Source organism: Halostagnicola alkaliphila (genome assembly GCF_055379965.1).
Genome location: NZ_AP043826.1, coordinates 3167421 through 3186332 on the forward strand (window position 1 = coordinate 3167421; position 18912 = coordinate 3186332).

At 61.8% G+C, this 18912-nt stretch carries 18 protein-coding genes; 8 read left to right on the plus strand and 10 right to left on the minus strand.

Annotation, left to right across the window (positions count from 1 at the left end):
• Window positions 1-21 precede the first annotated feature (21 nt).
• Together ACZ5C7_RS21250 and ACZ5C7_RS21255 are read right to left on the minus strand one after the other, a co-directional pair.
• Window positions 22-1338, minus strand: coding sequence for an MFS transporter (locus tag ACZ5C7_RS21250; RefSeq protein ID WP_464378250.1), 1317 nt, complete (start codon window positions 1336-1338; stop codon window positions 22-24).
• Between the two features lie 73 nt (window positions 1339-1411).
• Window positions 1412-2284 carry a superoxide dismutase gene (locus ACZ5C7_RS21255; protein ID WP_464378251.1) on the minus strand — a complete coding sequence of 291 codons (873 nt, stop codon included), beginning with the start codon at window positions 2282-2284 and terminating at the stop codon, window positions 1412-1414.
• Window positions 2285-2491: 207 nt separating this feature from the next.
• Here ACZ5C7_RS21255 and ACZ5C7_RS21260 point away from each other — a divergent pair, with 207 nt between their 5' ends.
• Window positions 2492-3667 carry an outer membrane protein assembly factor BamB family protein gene (locus ACZ5C7_RS21260; protein ID WP_464378252.1) on the plus strand — a complete coding sequence of 392 codons (1176 nt, stop codon included), beginning with the start codon at window positions 2492-2494 and terminating at the stop codon, window positions 3665-3667.
• Window positions 3668-3736: 69 nt separating this feature from the next.
• Here the strand turns inward: ACZ5C7_RS21260 and ACZ5C7_RS21265 are convergent, their stop codons facing one another.
• Window positions 3737-3964 (minus strand): hypothetical protein, encoded by a 228-nt coding sequence (locus ACZ5C7_RS21265; protein WP_464378253.1) that lies wholly within the window; start codon window positions 3962-3964, stop codon window positions 3737-3739.
• Between the two features lie 173 nt (window positions 3965-4137).
• Window positions 4138-5376 carry an NAD(P)/FAD-dependent oxidoreductase gene (locus ACZ5C7_RS21270; protein WP_464378254.1) on the minus strand — a complete coding sequence of 413 codons (1239 nt, stop codon included), beginning with the start codon at window positions 5374-5376 and terminating at the stop codon, window positions 4138-4140.
• Between the two features lie 120 nt (window positions 5377-5496).
• Here ACZ5C7_RS21270 and ACZ5C7_RS21275 point away from each other — a divergent pair, with 120 nt between their 5' ends.
• The 5 genes from ACZ5C7_RS21275 (at window position 5497) to ACZ5C7_RS21295 (ending at window position 10403) form a co-directional block, all read left to right on the plus strand.
• Complete coding sequence (locus ACZ5C7_RS21275) at window positions 5497-6186, plus strand: DUF6149 family protein (RefSeq protein WP_464378255.1); 690 nt, start codon at window positions 5497-5499, stop codon at window positions 6184-6186.
• Window positions 6187-6271: 85 nt separating this feature from the next.
• Window positions 6272-7552, plus strand: a complete 1281-nt coding sequence (locus ACZ5C7_RS21280) for a polysaccharide deacetylase family protein (RefSeq protein ID WP_464378256.1) — start codon at window positions 6272-6274, stop codon at window positions 7550-7552.
• Between the two features lie 214 nt (window positions 7553-7766).
• Entirely contained in the window at window positions 7767-9053 is a 1287-nt protein-coding gene (locus ACZ5C7_RS21285; RefSeq protein WP_464378257.1) for an MFS transporter, read from the plus strand.
• A gap of 111 nt (window positions 9054-9164) precedes the next feature.
• Window positions 9165-10046 carry a homoserine kinase gene (locus ACZ5C7_RS21290; protein WP_464378258.1) on the plus strand — a complete coding sequence of 294 codons (882 nt, stop codon included), beginning with the start codon at window positions 9165-9167 and terminating at the stop codon, window positions 10044-10046.
• Window positions 10047-10058: 12 nt separating this feature from the next.
• A complete protein-coding gene (locus ACZ5C7_RS21295; protein ID WP_464378259.1) occupies window positions 10059-10403 on the plus strand; it encodes a hypothetical protein in 345 nt (114 codons plus the stop codon).
• Between the two features lie 44 nt (window positions 10404-10447).
• Here the strand turns inward: ACZ5C7_RS21295 and pdxS are convergent, their stop codons facing one another.
• Window positions 10448-11356: a pyridoxal 5'-phosphate synthase lyase subunit PdxS gene (gene pdxS / locus ACZ5C7_RS21300; protein ID WP_464378260.1), complete on the minus strand. Its 909-nt coding sequence runs from the start codon at window positions 11354-11356 to the stop codon at window positions 10448-10450.
• Window positions 11357-11517: 161 nt separating this feature from the next.
• Between pdxS and ACZ5C7_RS21305 the strand changes: the two genes are divergently transcribed.
• Window positions 11518-12222, plus strand: coding sequence for a DUF1405 domain-containing protein (locus tag ACZ5C7_RS21305; RefSeq protein WP_464378261.1), 705 nt, complete (start codon window positions 11518-11520; stop codon window positions 12220-12222).
• 12 nt (window positions 12223-12234) lie between these two features.
• Here the strand turns inward: ACZ5C7_RS21305 and ACZ5C7_RS21310 are convergent, their stop codons facing one another.
• The 4 genes from ACZ5C7_RS21310 to ACZ5C7_RS21325 form a co-directional block, all read right to left on the minus strand.
• Entirely contained in the window at window positions 12235-12609 is a 375-nt protein-coding gene (locus ACZ5C7_RS21310) for a DUF7344 domain-containing protein (RefSeq protein WP_464378262.1), read from the minus strand.
• A gap of 210 nt (window positions 12610-12819) precedes the next feature.
• Window positions 12820-13035 (minus strand): hypothetical protein, encoded by a 216-nt coding sequence (locus ACZ5C7_RS21315; RefSeq protein ID WP_464378263.1) that lies wholly within the window; start codon window positions 13033-13035, stop codon window positions 12820-12822.
• A gap of 156 nt (window positions 13036-13191) precedes the next feature.
• A complete protein-coding gene (locus ACZ5C7_RS21320) occupies window positions 13192-14178 on the minus strand; it encodes an immunoglobulin-like domain-containing protein (RefSeq protein ID WP_464378264.1) in 987 nt (328 codons plus the stop codon).
• A 76-nt stretch (window positions 14179-14254) separates the two neighbouring features.
• Window positions 14255-17056 (minus strand): valine--tRNA ligase, encoded by a 2802-nt coding sequence (locus tag ACZ5C7_RS21325; RefSeq protein WP_464378265.1) that lies wholly within the window; start codon window positions 17054-17056, stop codon window positions 14255-14257.
• Between the two features lie 352 nt (window positions 17057-17408).
• Here ACZ5C7_RS21325 and ACZ5C7_RS21330 point away from each other — a divergent pair, with 352 nt between their 5' ends.
• Window positions 17409-17762 (plus strand): DUF7344 domain-containing protein, encoded by a 354-nt coding sequence (locus ACZ5C7_RS21330; RefSeq protein WP_464378266.1) that lies wholly within the window; start codon window positions 17409-17411, stop codon window positions 17760-17762.
• 165 nt (window positions 17763-17927) lie between these two features.
• On the opposite strand, the gene ACZ5C7_RS21335 is transcribed toward ACZ5C7_RS21330, so the two are convergent.
• Complete coding sequence (locus ACZ5C7_RS21335) at window positions 17928-18905, minus strand: HFX_2341 family transcriptional regulator (RefSeq protein WP_464378267.1); 978 nt, start codon at window positions 18903-18905, stop codon at window positions 17928-17930.
• Window positions 18906-18912 lie beyond the last annotated feature (7 nt).

Sequence of the window (18912 nt, forward strand, 5' to 3'; positions counted from 1 at the left end):
GACGGAGATTGCCACACAGCGCTACTTGTAGGCCTCGAACTCCTCGCCGAAGACCAGGAAGTAGACGACGCCGACCATCCCGATAATCGAGGCGATGGTGAACGACACTTCCGGCGTGACGAACTCCCAGAGAAATCCCCCGAGCGCGCCGCTTGGAATCACGATCGCGCCGCGAACGAGGTAATAGGAACCCGTAACCCGCCCACCCGAACCACGTTCGGCCGGACCGACGATCAGGGCCTTGTGGGCCGGCAAGCCGGCGAATCGAAGGCCCGAAAAGGCGAAGAGGACGATCAGGATCCAGGCGTTCTCCGGCGCGAAGATCAGCATGATCGGGAAGATGGCGTAGACGAAAAAGCCGAGCCCGACGACCGCCTTGAGGCCGGTGTACTCCGCGATTTTAGCGGCCGGGGCCATCGTCAGCAGTGCAACGAGCATCTCGACGCTCAAGAGCACGCCGAAGAACGCGGCCGGCGAGAGACTGATCGTTCCGACAACGGGGAGCGACAGCGTCAGTCCGATCCCCATCTCGAGGGTGATGACCAGGATGAAAAACGCGTACACCATCCCGTTCGCGAATCGAACCAGGGCATCACCGATCAACAGCGGGCCCAGCGGGTCGGGAAGCGAACGCAGGTCGTCGACGACCTGTCCGACTCCCTGAAACTCCTTGCCGACCGTATCCGCGTCGGCGTCGTACAGAAGGTGCTGTGCGAGCGTGCCGAGGAGTGCGAAGACGATACCGATCACGAGCACCCACAGAAAGCCCGGCATGAGGGAGTCTACCACCAGAACGGCGACGATCAGCGGGGCGATCAGGAACGCCGTCCGACGGAACGTCTCCGTGCTGGCGAACCCGCGAGCCAACCGACTGGGCTCGGTCGCCTGCTTGACGATCGCGTAGTGGCCGCCGATTCCGAACGACTTCCAACACTGGGCCAACAGCAGACCGACGAAAACCCAGACCCACGGCTCGAGGACGATCGCACCGAGATCGATAGCGGGAATGTACGCCGAAGCCAGCCAGATCACGAACCCCAACGTCGAAAGAAAGCCGAAGACGGTCAGGGCGTATCGGGAACCGACGCGGTCCGAGACGATCCCGCCGTAGTAGGGGTAGACCGCACCGATGACGTTTCCGAGGGTGGCGAACAGGCCCACGACGAACCCGCCAGCACCCAGGTAAACCAGATAGTCCGGGATAAACCGGTTCGTCATCTGGAAGCCCAGGCTAAAGGCGAACATCGCGACCGAGAGCACCAACACGTCCCGCCGGAGGGAGAAAAATTGCCGAAACGCGTCGTAGGGCCCGGAGACTTCGGCTTGCTGTTGTGCCATGAACGGCTATGGTCGGATAACTCACTAAATCGTTGTCGTTCCGGCACCCTCGAGTCGGAGCCGAATCGGCTGGCTACCGGGAGTTACCGGGGACGAGTTCGGCGGCGGCTCCGTCCGGCAGGCCGGGCTGTTCGCCGGCTCGGCCGGGTTTCTCCTCGGTCTGGCCGTCGGGGTGGTCAGTCTCTTCGCCGGTCTGATCCCGCTCTTCGTGGACTCGAGCCGACTCTTCGCGAGCCGCCTCGTAGCGCTCTGTGACGTCGTCCCAATCGACGACGTTCCACCACTCCTCGACGTACTCGGCGCGCTCGTTCGGATACTGCAGGTAATAGGCGTGCTCCCAGACGTCGAGCGTCAGCAGGGGCGTCGAATCCTGATGGGCGAGGAGGTGTTGACTTTCGATTTGGCCGATAACCAGGTCGTCCGAAAGCGGTTCGTAAAACAGCATCGCCCAACCGACCGATTCGACCTCTGCTGCGGTCCGTGAAAACTCGTTCTGGAACGTCTCGAACGATCCGAACGACGACTCGATCGCCTCCGCGAGGTCCCCCGTCGGTTCGCCGCCGCCGTCCGGTGCCATGTTCTCCCAGAAGATCGCGTGGTTGACGTGCCCCGAGAGATTGAACGCCAGATCGCGTTTGACCGCTTTGATGCCCTCGAAGTCGCCGCCGTCTCGCATCTCCTCGAGTTCGGCGAGCGCTTCGTTCGCGCCATCGACGTAGGCCTGGTGGTGGCCCGTGTGATGGAGTTCCATGATCTGTTGGTCGATGTGCGGTTCGAGCGCGTCGTAGCCGTAGGGAAGCGGCGGTAGTTCGTAGGTCATTGGGCTGGGTTCGTCGTCAGTGTCTGTTGCTGCTGTCGGTACGGTCGAAGTCACGAGCGCTGCGGCTCCCGCGGAAAAGCCCACCGATTGAAGAAACCTCCGCCGGTCGACCGAAAGCGGTGACATATCATCGTTCTCCGACATGCACAGTTCCGTACGGGACTCGCAGGTGTCAACGTGTCACGCTCATTTGAAAGCAGTCCAAGGGGTAGGGATCCCCCGAGACAGCGTCCCCTGAGACACCATTCGAACCCGGCTGACGGGGGCGAACGGCTGAAGGCAGTCGGCTAAGCAACCAAACGCTTACTTGGCATGTCTGTCAATTCTCACGAAATGCCCTCCTTCACGCGTCGTCACGCACTCACAGTGCTTGGCGCAGCCAGCGCTTGCCTCGCTGGCTGTTTTTCACGAACTACCCCGTCCGGTGACCTCGGAGAGGTCGATGGGGAGTGGCCGATCGTCGGTCGAGAGTCGGGTCAAACCCGTTCGGTCGCCGACGGTCCCGTCGAACCGGAGACGGTCTGGACGACCGAACTCGAGGACGTCCGAGCGACCGGAACCCCGTCGATAGCTGACGAACGGATCTACGTGCCGGTCGACGCGGTATCCGATCGAGCCCGACACCGGTACCGACTGCACGCCCTCGAGGCCGGACCCGGCGAAGAACGCTGGCAGGTCCCGCTTCGCTCGAACCCGAACTCGCCTCCCGCCATCCGCGGGTCCCGTATCGTCGTCAGCGCACGGCGCGACCTCGAGCAGGGGCGTCTCGTCGCGTTCCACGAACGATACGGCGACGAGGAATGGCTCTACGATATCGACGCTCGAGTGACCGCGCCGCCGACGATCGACGGCACTGCGGTCTACGTTCCCGACTGGGACGGGACCGTACACTCCCTTTCGGCCCACGACGGCTCGCTCAGGTGGGCTCGCGAAATCGGCTCGACGGAATCGAACCAGGAGTTCACAAAACGAATCGCCGTCCACGACGGGACGCTGTATCTCGGTTCGATGGCGGGAGAGACCGGCGTGTTCGCCGTCGACGCAGAAACCGGCGAGGAACGGTGGCATCGATCGACCGCCCGCGTCTCCGCTGGACCGGTCGTCGACGACGAACTGGTGATCGTGCAGGGCGGCAGTCTCGTTCACGCCTACGAGATCGACGGAAGCGAACGCTGGACGTTCAACGTTCCGGGCCACAGGTGGGAATCACCGCTTGCACTGGACGACCAGCACGTCTACGTTCCCACGCGGGAGAGACTCTACGCGATCGCTCGAGACGGCGAAAAAGCCTGGTCCGCCGAACTAGCAGACGACGGTGCCGGTCCCCCCACGATCAGCGGCGAGGACATACTCCTCGCCGGGGACGGCGAACTGCGGGCACTCGCTCGAGCGGACGGGACGACGCGGTGGAGTACCGAGACGGATGGCAGTGGCGAGGTCATCACGCTGCCGGAAACGATCGTGATGAGCGGATCCGGCGGACGAGTAACCGCACTCGGAGCGGAGTAATCGTTGTTCGGGCGGTCGACTGGTCGGCACACTTCCAGCACGCGGTCTGGCTGTATGGAAAACAGCTTCTCAGGAGAGATCGATCCGATAGCACGCAGTGAACACGATCACGTCGCCGTCTTCGAAACCGTGTGCGTCGATTGACGCGCTCGCGTTCGCACCGGACTCGAGCGTTTCGAGAAACCACGTCAACGTCGATTCCTCGAGTTGATCGACGTGGCGGACGGTCGCGTCCGGAGGAACTGAGTCGACGCACCGAAGCGTCGGTGATCGATCGACGGTTTCACTGGTTGCCATGTCTATTGATACCAAATAACATGATCGACCATAAACGTTTGCCTCGAGGAGCCATCAACCGGTCCGAAATGGGTCTCGAACCCAAGACGATCCTCGAAAATCAACTGCTTACGCGAGTCGCCAACGGATTGTCAGCCAGTACGAAGGAAAGACGCGAACGAACCGCGAACGAATTACTGCTCCTGAGCCGGGGCGAGCTTATCGATGTCGACGGACTGCTCGAGGAGGAGTTCCGCCTGGTCCGCGACGTCGCGCTGTTGGCGCATGAGCTTCTTGAACGTACTCTGCGGGGAGAGGTCCCCGATCAGGACGCCGCCGACGATCTTGCCGTCTTTGAACGCGACGCGTCGCCACTCGGTGTCGCTGTAGCGACGTTCCGCGTGTTCGTCGCCGAGGGTCGGATGGCCGAACGACAGGAACGGGAAGTCAAAGTGCGTGATCGAATACGAGGAAACCCACTGGAACGCTTCGGACCGGTCGTCTGCGGCCATGTTGGTCGCGGCGACGCGGCCCTGTTCTTTGGCCGAGCCCCACGAGCCGTTCTGCGCTTGCTCGCCGAGTAGAACGTCGTAAAACCGAGTGATGTCACCGGCGGCGTAAACGTCCTCGAGGTTCGTCTCCATGTACTCGTCGACGACGATTCCGTTGTCCATCTCGAGGTCCGTTCCGTAGAGGAACTCGGTGTTGAACGTGAGTCCGATGGCGACGCCTGCAAAGTCACACTCGTAACGCTCGCCGTTCGGATCGACCGCCGCAGCGACCTGCCCGTCGTCGTCCGTTTCGAAGCGGTCGACGCCGCTGTCGAACACCGGTTCGACGCCGACGTCGCGCATCCCGTTGTGCATGATTTCGGCACCGTCAGCAGAGAGCGCATAGCGCCACCAGCGGTCGCCGCGCATCAGGTACTTGCCCTCGACGCCCTGTGCACCACAGACCGCCGCGAAGTCGATTCCGAGCAGGCCGGCACCGACGACGACGGCGTCGTCGGCCGCTTCGGCGCTTTCGCGGATCGCACGCGCATCCTGAAACGTCCAAAAGTGATGGATTCCCTCGGCGTCGCTGTTGGGAACCGGAAGCTGTGTCGGGGTCCCGCCCGTCGCGATCAGGAGTTTGTCGTAGGGGATGTCCTCGTCCTCGTGAATCCGAACGATCTTCTCGGCGGAATCGATCGTCGTCACGTGGGTGTTCAACGAGAGTTCGATGTCTCGTTCGGCGTACCAGTCCTCGTCGTGGATCGAAATCGGAGCCTCTGGAAGTTTCCCTTTCGCGTGTTCTTTGATGAGAATGCGATTGTACAGCGGCTCCCCCTCATCGGTGATGATAGTGATGTTCGCATCCGGGTCCTCTTCCCGGAGGGTCTCAGCGGCCGAACTGCCCGAGATCCCGTCACCGATGATTACGTACTCGGTCATATTCGGACCGTTCGTAACGAGGGTTAAAGTGGATTGCTATCTCGGCGACGTTTCCGTGTTCGATTATGCAGTTTTTCGCTATCCAAACGCCTCTTTATCCTCGGGTTCACACGTATCAGTATGAAGATCCGCCAGAACGCCCGTCACTTTGCCTCGAGAAAAGCCCTCGAGACGCCCGTCGTTCGCTCGGTCGCCAAGTCCGGGCTCGTGCGCATGCACACGAAGATATTCACCAAAAAGGCCGATCCCGCCCACGCCGAGGAACGAAAGCCGCGACTGGACGCCTTCTTCGACGCGACGATGGACTCCTACCTGGCCGCACTTCAGGAAGGGTACTCGGAGGCCGAAGCGAGGGAAATCACTCACGTTCAATCGAACTTCGACTTCTACAACCACGGCTGGACGGAGATGATGGAGTTCCCCGGCGACGAACTCGAGGACCACTACGAACGATACGCCGACTTCTTCGAAACGTGGGGGATTACCATCGACGATCCGCTCGGCGAGTTCGCGCCGGCTGGGGGCCTTCCAGAGGCGCCCTCGACGCCGGAGCGCCTCGAGAACCCCGACCACCCCCACGCGGAGGGCGGCTTTGCGGACGACGTTTACGTCGAACTCGAGGACGGGGAACTGATCGTTGGCGGGCAAGACGAACCCGACGACGACGAAATCGACGTCTCCAGCGCAGTCGGCGTCGACGCCGATTCGAGCGCAGGGACCGACAACGCAGCGTCCAACACGAACGCCGCAACCGCCGATTCCACCGGAGACGAAATCGCCGCCGAAGACGAACCGGTAGATCGTTCCTGAACAGACGTTTCGTTTCCGAAACCGACCGCGTCAGGCGGTTGTCTCCGCTTACTTCAGAAACGCTGACGCTAATGGAGCCATAACAATGACCTCCGTTGATATTTCGACGGCTATGGACAGGCGTGCATATCTGACGATGGCGGCGACTGCAGCGACGACGATGTGTCTCGCGGGTTGTTCCGGGTCCGAACCCAGCCGGTCGAACGGCTCGAGCGGTCCCTCCGAAGACCAATCGTACGAGGACGACGGCGAGGTGGTCCCCGCTTCGGGCGTCGTCGAACCCGGCTCGGAGGACGACTTCGAAGATCTCTCGAATTGGAGCGAGGGCGCGGGTTCGCTTTCCGCTGATACGGACGGTTCGCTCATCGGCTCCCAGAGCGCTCGTCTCGAGGTCGGGTCCTCGACCTCGACCGGACGAATCTCGAAGACGTTCGACGAACCGATCGACGTCTCGAACGTCGTTCCGGGCGTCGCGGTCACCGCCGAATCGATCGTCTCTCCCTGGATCAGGCTCCTGGACGAAGACGGGAATCGGATCGACTACCGCCGGACGGTAACCGGCGACCTCCCGTTCATGCGCTACAATTTCGGCATCAACGAACTCGACGACAAGTTCGACGAAACCGCGGTGACGGAGGTACAACTCCAGCTCTGGACCGCGGAAGATACCGCTCGGACCGTCTGGTTCGACGATTTTCATTTCGTGCCGCGCCCCGAAACTGGAAAGGTAATGATCCAGTTCGACGATACCCACGTCACCGACCACACCGAAGCCCTGCCGCTTCTCGAGGAGTACGGCTACGAGGCGGTCACGTTCGTCAATCCCGACTACGTCGGCCGCGACGGGACCGACTATCCGCGACTCAGCGAATCGCAACTCGCGGACCTTCACGACGCGGGCTGGTGTCTGAGCAATCATACAGTTACGCACGCGAACCTCTCCGATCTGGACCGCGACGAACAGGAAGCCGAAATCCGCGACGGAAAGGAGTGGCTCGAAGAGCGAGGCTACGACGAGGGTGCCAGATACTTCGCGTATCCCTTCGGCGATTTCGACGCGACCACGGTCGAACTCGTCGACGAGTACCACGAAATCGGGTTCGCCGGTGGGCGGCCGGTGCAGGGATACACCTCGAACACCGCGCTGGCCTCCCGCATCAGCGAACCGGACAGGGAACGCGCAGAACTCGAGTTCGAACGAACCGCACGGATGCCGGGGATTACGAGCGTTTTCTATCACGAACTCGAGGACCAGTTACTCACGGACTTCGAGGACATGCTCGACGTTCTCTCCGAGTACGAATCCGCCGGCGAGATCGACGTGATATTGCCCCAGGATATAGAGCGGGAATTCCTGTTCCTGTAATCGAGATGCCGTGCGACGAGTGGACGCGACGACATGTCGAGACGCCGTGCAACAAGTGGACGCGACGACGTGTGATGGACAGGTGAGGCAGATCCGTAACTGGTCGGATATATGACGGATGGGTGAGGCGAACCTGCGATAACGGCTGTGTGATCGCGTTTCCAAGGGGCTAAGTGCACCCGGCGACGCGGTTTTGGTACTCACTACTGTCGCTATGGCTCTCAATGCGAACGATAAATCGATCGCGAACTTCACGATGGCCGGCCACGCGCTGGTCCACTGGTTCGAGACATCGATCCCGATCTTTCTCGTGGTCTGGCTCGCCGAATTCGACGTCAGCGTCGCGCTCGTCGGCATCATCGTCGCGCTCGGCTACGCGCCGTTCGGTATCGGCGCGCTTCCGGGCGGAATTCTTGCGGACAAATACGGAACGAAGCGACTCATTCTGCTCTGTCTGCTCGGAATGAGCCTCTCCTTTGTCGTGCTCGCGGGCGCGGCGTTCGTCGACTCGATTTACGCGATCGCCGTCGGGTTGATTTTCTGGGGAGTCGCCGCGAGCATCTACCATCCCGCTGGGTTAGCGCTCATCAGCACCGGCGTCGAGGATCGCGGGACCGTCTTCGCGTGGCACGGCATCGCCGGCAACGTCGGCATCGCGCTCGGCCCGTTCGTCGCCGCCACGCTCTTGATCTTCCTCGACTGGCACGTCGTCGCCGCGATACTCGCCGTTCCCGGCTTCTTCGCGACCGTCTACGGCCTGCAGGCGAACTTCGACCCGGTCGCCGCCGTCGAGGACGACGTCGACGCCGGCCCGAACGAAGCGCTCTCGCTCCCGGAACTGGTCTCGAGTAGCCGCGCGCTCTTCGCGAGCGCGTTCGCGATCGTCTTCGTGATCGTCACCTTCGAGGGACTGTACTACCGCGGGATGCTCACCTACCTCCCCGAAATCCTCCACGGGCTCCCGGCGATCGAAGGGATCGAAATCGCGCCGGCGCTCGAGCAGTACGACATCGATCCGGAGTTCTACATCTACGTCGGACTCCTCGTCGTCGGGATGGCCGGCCAGTACGTCGCCGGAAAACTCATCAATCGCTTCTCGCCGGCTCGAGGAATGGCGGGTATCTTCGCGATCCTGACCGTGCTCGCGTTCGCGTTCATCCCGGTAACGAACATGGGACTGGGTGCGATCGTCGTTCTCTGTGGCGTCTTCGGGTTTTTCCTGTTCGCGATTCAGCCGTTCTACCAGAACGCCGTCGCCGTCTACACGGACGCCGATAGCCGCGGACTCTCCTACGGCTACACCTACCTCGGCGAGTTCGGGCTCGGATCGGCGAGCATCGCACTCGGCGGGTTCTTCCTCGGAATTTCTCACGCGAGCTTCTTCGCCATGATCGCGACGTTCTCGCTCGTCGGCGCAGGACTCTCCGCCGGACTGCTGTTCGGGCTCGATCGACTCTACACCGGTGAATCAGCGGTTTCCGGACAGGGAACGGACGACTGAGCGCGACAGCAAAACCGGGGCTCAAACCCGCCCTCGAGTCCGGCTTCGAACTCGGGTTTCGCTTCGGCTTCGTTCGCTACCTTTTTGGCTGCACTCTGGGAATGAATCGACATGCTCACCGTGCGGGCACCTGCGACGAGCGCGAATCTCGGGAGTGGCTTCGATGTCTTCGGCGTCGCTCTCGAGACGCCCGCCGACATCGTCCGCGTCGAACGGGCCCAGGAAACGACGATTACAGTGACGGGTGCGGGAAGCGAATTTATTCCCGAAGATCCGGAGGGGAACACCGTCGGTGCAGTCGCAAAGGCACTCGACGCGCCGGCACACATCAAGATCGACAAAGGGGTTCGGCCGGCGTCGGGTCTGGGCTCCTCGGCCTCGAGCGCCGCTGCGGCCGCCGTCGCGTTGAACGCGCTCTACGACAGAGGGTACTCGCGCGAGGAACTCGTCCCGATCGCCGCCGAAGGCGAAGCGCTGGTCTCGGGCGAAGCCCACTCCGACAACGTCGCCCCCTCGCTGCTGGGCGGCTTCACCATCGTGACCGACGACGGCGTCACGCAGGTCGACACCTCGGTCCCGCTGGTCGCCTGCCTCCCCGAAACCGCCGTCTCGACGCGAGACGCGCGTGGCGTGGTTCCCGACGACGCCGCACTCGAGAACGTCGTCTCGACTGTCGGCAACGCCGCGACGCTCGCCGTCGGAATGACCCGAAACGACCCCGAACTCGTCGGCCGCGGGATGGACGACGGGATCGTCACACCCGAACGCGCCGCACTTATCGACGGCTACGACGACGTCCTCGAGGCCGCCCTCGAGGCGGGTGCGACGGGCGTCACCGTCAGCGGTGCCGGTCCCGGTATTCTCGCCGTCTGTAACCGAACCAGCCGACGCAACGTCGCCGGGGCGATGATCGACGCCTTCGACGACCACGGAATCGAAAGCCGGGCCTACCAGACGCGGGTCGGTTCGGGCGCGACGCTGTATCGCGATTGACCGTTCGGGTAAATGACCTCCCGGACGCAGACCCAAATCGACGCGCTTCTCGCCGGCGTTTCGCTCGCGGCGTTCGGTCTCGCGTTCGTCCTCGTGGAGGCGTCGGTTTCGATCCGGTTTTTCGCCCTCGGAAGCGCCGCTACCGTCGCGTTCGAACTGGCGGCGACTCGAGATCCCGAAGCGGTCCGACGCTACTGGGAACGCCCGTGGGTCCGTTCCGCGTCGCTCGCGGGGGCAGTCGGAGTTGCCGCGGTTGGAGCGGTAGTCGCCCCCTCGATGGTTCTCTCCGCTGGGATCGGGTCACTGTCGACGTATCTCCTCTTTCTCGCAGTCGTCAGTAGGAGACAGAATTCCTGAAAACAAATATTTCGGGCCCAATTCGGCCGGGTCGAACGTCCTGCTTAGACGCCTCGACCCTGCATCTGCTCGTCGTCGGAGAGGTCGACGTTCGCGTCGCCTTTCATGCTCTTGCCGAGGTTCTTCGAGATTTCCGCGAGCGTTTCGGGGTCGTCCCAGTTGTTCGTCGCCTCGACGATCGCTTCTGCCATCTCCGGCGGGTTCTCCGCGCCGAAAATACCGCTGCCGACGAAGATGCCGTCGCACTCGTGGTGCATCATGAGCGCGGCGTCGGCGGGCGTCGCGATGCCGCCCGCGGCGAAGTTCACGACCGGCAAGCGGCCCATCTCCGCGGTCTCGTGGACGAGTTCGGCGGGCGCTTCGATCTCTCGAGCGAAGGCTTCGCGTTCCTCGTGGGTCATCCCCTCGATCTTCCGGATCTCTCCTTTGATCGTCCGCTGGTGGTAAACGGCCTGGTTCACGTCGCCGGTTCCGGCCTCGCCTTTCGTGCGGATCATCGCCGCTCCCTCGCCGATCCGTCGGAGAGCTTCGCCGAGGTTTCGGGCACCGCAGACGAACGGGGCCGTAAAGTCGCGCTTGTCGATGTGGTAGTCGTTGTCGGCGGGGGTGAGCACCTCGCTCTCGTCGATCATGTCGACGCCGACGGTCTCGAGAATCTGGGCTTCTTTCGTGTGGCCGATGCGGGATTTGCCCATGACGGGAATCGAGACTTCGTTCACGATTTCCTCGACATCGGCCGGGTCCGCCATCCGGGCGACGCCGCCGCGTTTTCGGATATCCGCGGGGACGGCCTCGAGCGACATGACGGCCACCGCACCGGCTTCCTCGGCGATCCGAGCCTGTTCGGGGTTGACGACGTCCATGATGACGCCGCCCTTTTGCATCCGGGCGAATCCTCGCTTGACGAGATCCGTTCCGCGTCGCAGTTCCTCGAGATCGGTCTTCTCGGTCATAGTATGGCGTTTGAACGCACCGCACTTACGCGTGTCCTTTGTCAGCCTTCGCCGGGTCACAGCGCTGTGAGAGAACCGGCGACGCGACCGATGATTATTCGGAGGACAGTCACCGAAAGCGACCGCTACCGTTTTGGGGGTTCCACCCATCGCCTCGGACGATGACCGCGACGAACGGGTTGCCCGACCGAGCGCCGTTGCCAAGATACTTCGCTCCCGTTCCACGGGTGCTCGAGGATCTCGGATTGCGATTTGCGTGGGTCGTCGTCGCGATCAATCTGCTTGGAACCGTCTTCGGCTTCTGGTACTACAGCGGCCAGTTCGCCGACACCGCGGCGGTCATGTGGCCGTGGGTTCCCGACAGCCCGCTCGCGACGCTGTTTATCGCACTGGCGATCGCGTGCTGGAAACTCGGTCACGAAATTCCGTGGCTCACCGCGCTGGCCTTTTTCGGGAACATCATCCTCGGGCTCTGGACACCCTTTACCCTGATCGTCTTCGCCGACGCCTACGCCGGGCTCCACTGGGCGATGTACCAGTTCCTCTTCTGGAGTCACCTCGCGATGGTCGTCCAGGCGTTCGTCCTCCACCGGATCACCGACTTCCCGGTCTACGCAGTCGCTATCGCGCTCGTCTGGTACGGCAGTAACCTCATCGTCGACTACTTCGTTCCGATCACCGGCGAGCCCCACCACACGACGATTCCCGTCGCCCGCGAGACCGAGATGTTCCTCGAGGCCGACGCTCTCGGCGTCATCGCCGCGGGAGAGGTGACGTTCACGCTCGTCGCGCTCTTTTTCGCGCTCGCGACCCGGGTCAAACTGTGTGAGGGCGGGTGGCTCGGGGAGAGGGAGCCAACACCTTGACCGGTAGCGCTATCAACTGTGATAGTTCGCCTGAGAGAGCTCGTCGATCGCGGCGAGCTCGAGATACGGATCGAGTGTCGCCGCGGCCGATAGCCGCTCGACTCGTTCGGTGGCCGGGTCGTATTTGACGACGTTCGCGTCGACCAGTTTCGGCAAGTGATTGTGGTGAAGGCCCGTACTGATACGCTCGAGGCTGTCCGAGCGCTGGGTTCCCTCGCGGAGCGCGATCGCTTCTGCGAGTTCTTCGATCGACACTGCCCCGACCCGTCGAGAGAGATAATAGAGCGCATACCGTCTCCGCTGGTCGAGTAACAGGTCGAAAATCGTGTTCGGCGGGATGGATACATCGCCACTTCGGTGCTCGACGTCCGTGGTATCTGTCTTCATAGTGTCCTATACTCGGCCTACACGGCGGCTGGCGAGTGGTCGTCTCGAACCGACTTCAGCTGAGCACGATATGAGATTGGCGGACAATTTTATAACCTTTCCCCTACTGCCCAATTCGGTTGAAAGTATGTCGAAGTCACCCATCAAAGTTGAATTTCTTACTCTATATCGAAGTTTCACAAAACAGTGAGTGTGCGTCCGGGGTTCGGCTCAGCGGTGTCCAGTCGCTTCATCATCGTCTCGAGCGCTCGAGCGCTGCTCGATCAGGACGGTCCAATCGGGAACGGTGGACGGCTCGGAAACGAACGCCCAGTCTCCTTCGATAGGGACACCGTTGGCGAAGGCCTCGAGAATAAGCGCCTCGAGATCGCGCTCGAACTGGGTGATCGCCGCCGCGGTGTCTTCGTCGTGATAATTTGTTACCATAGCGTCAATGGTGTACAACGTGGCGTACACTTCAGTGATCTAGTCATCTGAGGGGTATAAACTCGCCGTCACGACCGACTGACAGACGGGGCGGTTGACGAATTCTCATACCAACGATGTAGCGGCAACCGTAGGCGACAACGGCGACCGCCCGATTCACTTATCGAGTTCCTCGGTACGAACCCGATAATACGTTCCCTGATACTCGTAGACGCCGTTGCTGTCGTGACCGAAGATCGGCGTCGTTCCATCGTACTCCTCGAGACGGACGACCGAACTCTCGTATTCAGATGCGAGCGCGAGCGCGTCGCGGAGACGAGGCTGTCGAAGCACTTGTTCGGTGATCACCGGGACCGATTCCTGATCACCGACCCCGTTAGAGTCGCCGATCACCTCGAGTTCGTACGCACGCAGTCTAGCGTATTCGTCGTCCGGACCGCCGCGGTCCGAGCGGGCAACGAGCGTATCGCCGTCCCATTCAGTGTCGCCGATGGCACCCGTGGTCGTCAATTCGAGCGGTTCGCCCTCGAGTTCGAACGTCGCCGCGAACGCGAGCGCGTCGTTGTGGCTGTCGGCTTCGAACCACCCGCGTCCGCGAAACGCGTAGGATCCGGATCCGAGCCCCTCGAGATCGATCTCGGCCGTTCCGCCGGTCGGCTCGACGCTGTCCCCGCCTTCGATTCCGTCGTTGTCGATCCTGACAGTCCAGGTGTGCGTCTCGCCGGGGTCGAGAGACATCAGCGGCTGGTTGACCGCCCGCGGGGCGACGCGGTGCCACTCGCCGTCGACGTACTTGTCGACCCGCCAGTTATAGAAGTTCGTCTGCAATCGGTCGTCCCCCTCGTTGACCAGCGTAAACTCGATTTCCCCGCCGTCCTCGACGGCTCGAGACGAGGGCTCGAGGTACGCGTCTTCCTGCGGATCAATATCGTCGTAACAAACGACCCGATCGACGCTATCGCCATAGTCCGGACATGACGGTAGCAGGTCGTCCGGTGAGTCGGACGGCTCGAGCGGATCGCCGCCATTTCCGGGCGACTCTCCGGGGTCGGACGAGCCCGTCAGCTCGCCGGTATCCAGACAGCCAGCGAGCGCGCTCGCTCCGACGACGCCGAGCAGGTGTCGGCGATCTAGTTCGGACATACCAGTGGGAACGATAGGTCAGGTAAAAACAGTATTCCAAGGTGAAACGAGTATCGCACCTTCGATGCGAGCGGCGTTACTCCTCGTGATCGACGATGATGACCGCCGACTCGGTCTCCACCATCTCGCCGTCGCCCGAGTAGGTTCGCTCAAGGGAGACCTCGAACAGTTCGTCCTCGAGTTCTTCGCCGGCAACACGGAGGACACCTGCGTCATCATCAATCTCGTACTCCCCGCTCTCGATACCCGAATCGATGTCGCCGACCGTCGAACCATATTTGGGCCCGAGCGTCGAGTAATCAAGATCGATCGAGGCGACCTCGGTCGTGATCTCGGGCTGGCTCTCGAGCACCTCGAGATCGGCGACGTGCATCACGTTCTGGACCGCGTTTTCGAAGCCCGAAACCGAGCCGTAGACGGCGACGAAGTCGAGTTCCTCGTTGAGCGGTAACTGGCGCTCGCTCTTGTACCGCCGGAGCGCGGAGATGACCTCCATGGCCGTCTCTCCGGCCTCGAGGTCGGCGTCGTAGCCCCGCGGTTCGGGCCAGTCGCGCGTGTGGATGCTCTCGAGGGCGTCGGAAGCCGATGCATCAGCGTCGTCGTCGTTCGTGGCGCTTGCTTCGTCCGCGTAGACGGCTTGCCAAATTTCCTCCGTGACGTGGGGCAAGATCGGCGCCCACAACTCCAGGAACGTTCGATGAGCCGTCCGCAGTGCGTACTGGGTCGAGCGATTGTCTTCCCGCGTCTTCGCGATCTCGAGGTAGTCGTCACAGAACGTGTTCCAGAAGAACGTTCGCAGGCGGTCGCGGGCCTTCGCGAACTCGTACTCCTCGAGGTAGCCCGTTAGCTCCGCGACGGCGTCGTCGAGTTCCGCGAGCATCCAGCGGTCGATCGCCTCGAGTTCGGCGGGTTCGTCGGGGTTCGCCGGTGCGAGATTGTCGACGAGCTTCGAGGCGTTCCAAAGCTTCCGGAGGAGCTTCTCGCCCGCTCGGAGATCTTTTTCCTGGTACGGGAAGTCGTCGCCGACGGCGGCGTTGGCCGCCCAAAAGCGGATCGCATCGACGGGATACTCCGCGAGCACGTCGTTGGGATCGACGACGTTGCCGCGAGACTTGGACATCTTCTCGCGGTTCTCGTCCAACACGTGGCCGTTGATCAGCGTCGCGTCGAACGGAACCTCGCCCGTGTGCTCGTAGCACTTGACGATGGTGTGGAACAGCCAGAACGAGATGATATCGTGGCCCTGCGGACGCAGATCGAACGGATACAGCTCGGGGTTGTCCATCTCGAAGGATTCGCTTCCCTCGTCCCAGTCCCAGCCCGCGTTGATCAGCGGGGTCAGCGAGGAGGTCGCCCACGTGTCGAAGACGTCCTCCTCGGGCTCGAACTCGTCGTTGCCACACTCCGGACAGCTGTCGACGGGCGGCTCGTCCGAGAGTGGATCCACCGGAAGGTCGTCTTTCTCCGCGACGATCTCGTGGTCGCACTCCGTGCAGTACCAGACCGGGAACGGGATCCCCGAGTCGCGCTGGCGGGAGATCAGCCAATCCCACTCGAGGCCCTCGATCCAGTGGCGGTACCGGGTGAACATCTTTTCGGGATACCAGTCCATCTCCTGGCCGGCTTCGAGGTACTCCTCCTTGTGATCGAGAATCTCGACGTACCACTGTTTTGAGACGCGGTACTCGACGGGCGTGTCACAGCGTTCGTGAACGCCGACGTCGTGGACGATTTCCCGTCGGTCGCGGAGATGCCCCGCGTCGCCGATGTCTTCGACGATTGCTTCTCGAGCCTCCTCGGTGGACAGCCCCTCGTAGTCGCCCGCCAGTTCGGTCATCGTCGCGGTTTCGTCGATGGCGACTCGGAGCGGGAGGTCGTGTGCCTGGTACCACTCGATGTCGTTCTGGTCGCCGAACGTACAGCACATGACGACGCCGCTGCCTTTCTCCATGTCGACGCGCTCGTCGGCGATGATCGGCACTTCGTGGCCAAAGAGCGGAACGCGGGCAGTCTCGCCGACGAGGTCCTGGTTCTCCTCGTCGTCGGGGTGGACGAACACCGAGACGCAGGCCGGGAGGAGCTCGGGTCGGGTCGTCGAGATGACGAACTCCTCGCGGGGCGCCTCGCTATCTCTCGGTTCCTCCGTCTGCTCGCGGGTCGAAGACCCGCTCGCGTTGTCCGAGGCGCTTCGCGCCTCGCTACCAACGAGTTCGAACGCGATATCGTTGAAGTGAGCGTTTCGCTCGTCGTCCTCGGTTTCGACCTGCGAAATCGCCGTTTCGCATTCGGGACACCAAATCGCGGGCGCTTTCTTGCGATACTCCCGATCCTTCTCGTAGAGGTCGATGAAGGAAAGTTGGGAGATCCGCTGGACGCGCGGTTCGATCGTCTTGTAGGTGTGATTCCAGTCGATCGAACAGCCAAGCGACTGCATCTGCTCCGTGAACTCGGCCTCGTACTTCTGACAAACCTCGCGGCAGAGTTCCTGAAACTCGCGGCGTTCGTAGTCCTGGTGTCGGATGTCCAGATCCGACTCGGTCAGTCGCTCGCTCGCGATTCCGTTGTCGTCGTATCCGAACGGAAAGAGGACTTCCCCGTCGTACATCCGTCGGAAGCGAGCGGCGAAGTCCTGGAGCGTGTGCCCGTAAAGGTGGCCCATGTGCAGGCTTCCCGAGACCGTCGGCGGTGGCGTGTCGATTGCGTAGACGGTGTTCGGATCCCGTTTAGGATCGCCGTCGTAGGCATAGATATCCTCGTCGACCCACTGATTCTGCCAGCGCGATTCGGCAATTTCGGGGTCGTAGCCGCCCTCGAGGTCGGGATCGTCGAACGACCGCTCCGTGTCGGCCGCGCGGTCGTCCGTTGTCTCCGGACTCATGCTCTCACCGCCCGCAGCGGGCGTCGTCGGTACTGTCGGCGGCGCTGTCGTCGAAATCGCAGTTGGTGTTCGAACATCGGTAATACCGGTCGTTACTCGTCTGAATCCAGTCGTGCACAATACATCCGTCGAAACGGGGTAGAGGGTGGGGCCTAGGACGGCCCTACGAAAACCGATTCGGGTGGACCGTAGAAGCTGGCGACCGCTTTCGTTCCGGCACCGAACATACAGTATAGTCCTCGAGCAGGCGTGTTATGTGTTTCGTCCCTCGTCCGAAACAGTTGTTCTCGGTTCCACGTATTGATACTATTAGGGGCAACTATTGTATAGGAGATAGCCATAAGTAATTTGTATGGCTTCCACCGACCTCCAACCGATCAGTCAAGAAACGGCGTTCAAACTGCTCTCGAAATCACGACGCCGGTGCTTACTGACGGTCCTCTTCGAAGAGGAACGGGAATCCGTCGAAACCCTCGGACGCAAAGTCGCTGCGATGGAACGGGAGAAACACCAACGCGACGTCACGGAGCGCACCTACACTCGAGTCGTCACCTCGTTAGTTCACTGTCACATTCCGCGGCTCGTCGATCACGGGCTCGTCGAGTACGATCAAGAGACGAATACGGTCGCCCTCGAGAACACCGCTCGGGAACGATTCCCGTTTCGAGCGGATCAAGATCAGTTCTTCGCGGCCGCGGGTGGCTGAGACTCGCTTCGGCTAATCGGTGGGTAGCAGTCCTAAAAACACAGTTTCACTACTTCGTTGTCCCGGGAGCTCGTGGTACATTCGGGCGATTACTGGAAGAATATTCAACGGTGGTGAAAGTTCTGCTCGATGGCACTTCGCACCTTCACTCTACCTTCCGATACGCTAGGATTGGTCGGCTGTGGACGCGGAATCGTCGTCCCCCGAAAGCACTTCGTCGGAGTGTGACCGAACCCACAGCTCTCCGATACGTGAGAGTCTCGTCCGGTAGGATTTCCCGTGCTCTTCGCGCTCGATGTAGCCCTTTCCGCCGGGCCCGAGCCTGTCGACGTTGTAGATGACCTTCGATCGGAAGCTGTCGGTGTACTCCTCGTTGAGCTCTCGAGCCAGCGCTTCGGCGAGTTCCGAGACGGAGTCGAACTCACCCTCCTCGCCGAGTTTGTACAGGATGAACTCCTCGAAGGGTTTGACGTTCGAGAACGACGCGACCGGGAGTTCGACGATGTGCGAGCCGTCGATCTCCTTCGCCCCGATCGTCGTACCGCGCTCGTCGAACTCTGAGAGCAGGTCTCGAGCGCTCTCGAGTCGGTCCGCGATTCGGTCCGTCTCGACGCTCGTTTCCGCCGAGGAACCGGCAGAGCCGCGGTTGTCGCTATCAGCCGCCTCGAGCAGTTCCTCGAGCAGCGTCGACTGTCGCCGAAGCTCCTCGGCGAGTTCGGTCTCGAGGTACTTTTCGGGGGCCGTGTAATAGGTGTGAATCTGTTCGCGCTCTTCCTGGCGTTCGACCATCAGCGAGTGGGCGGCGTTTGCGAAGGCGAAGCTCACGGTTCGGGGCATCGCCGCGATGTTCACCCAGACCTCGTTGTCCCGATCCAGTTCGTTCGTGATCAGGTCGTAGGCCTGCTCGAAGGCCTCGTCGTAGTCGTAGACGTTTTCGAGCACGAACCGATTCGTGCTCGCACCGAGCAAGTTTTCGAAATCGGCCTCGAGCTTTCCCGAGAGGTGTCTCGAGTACTCGACGTTTGCCTCGCTGCCGACCGCCCCCTCGAGTAAGATGACGCGATCGACGTCGATCTGATCGCGAACCAGCGGCGCGATCAGCCGGTCGTAGTCGAAGCCGACCGGAACGATGTGGGTTTGCATACGATAT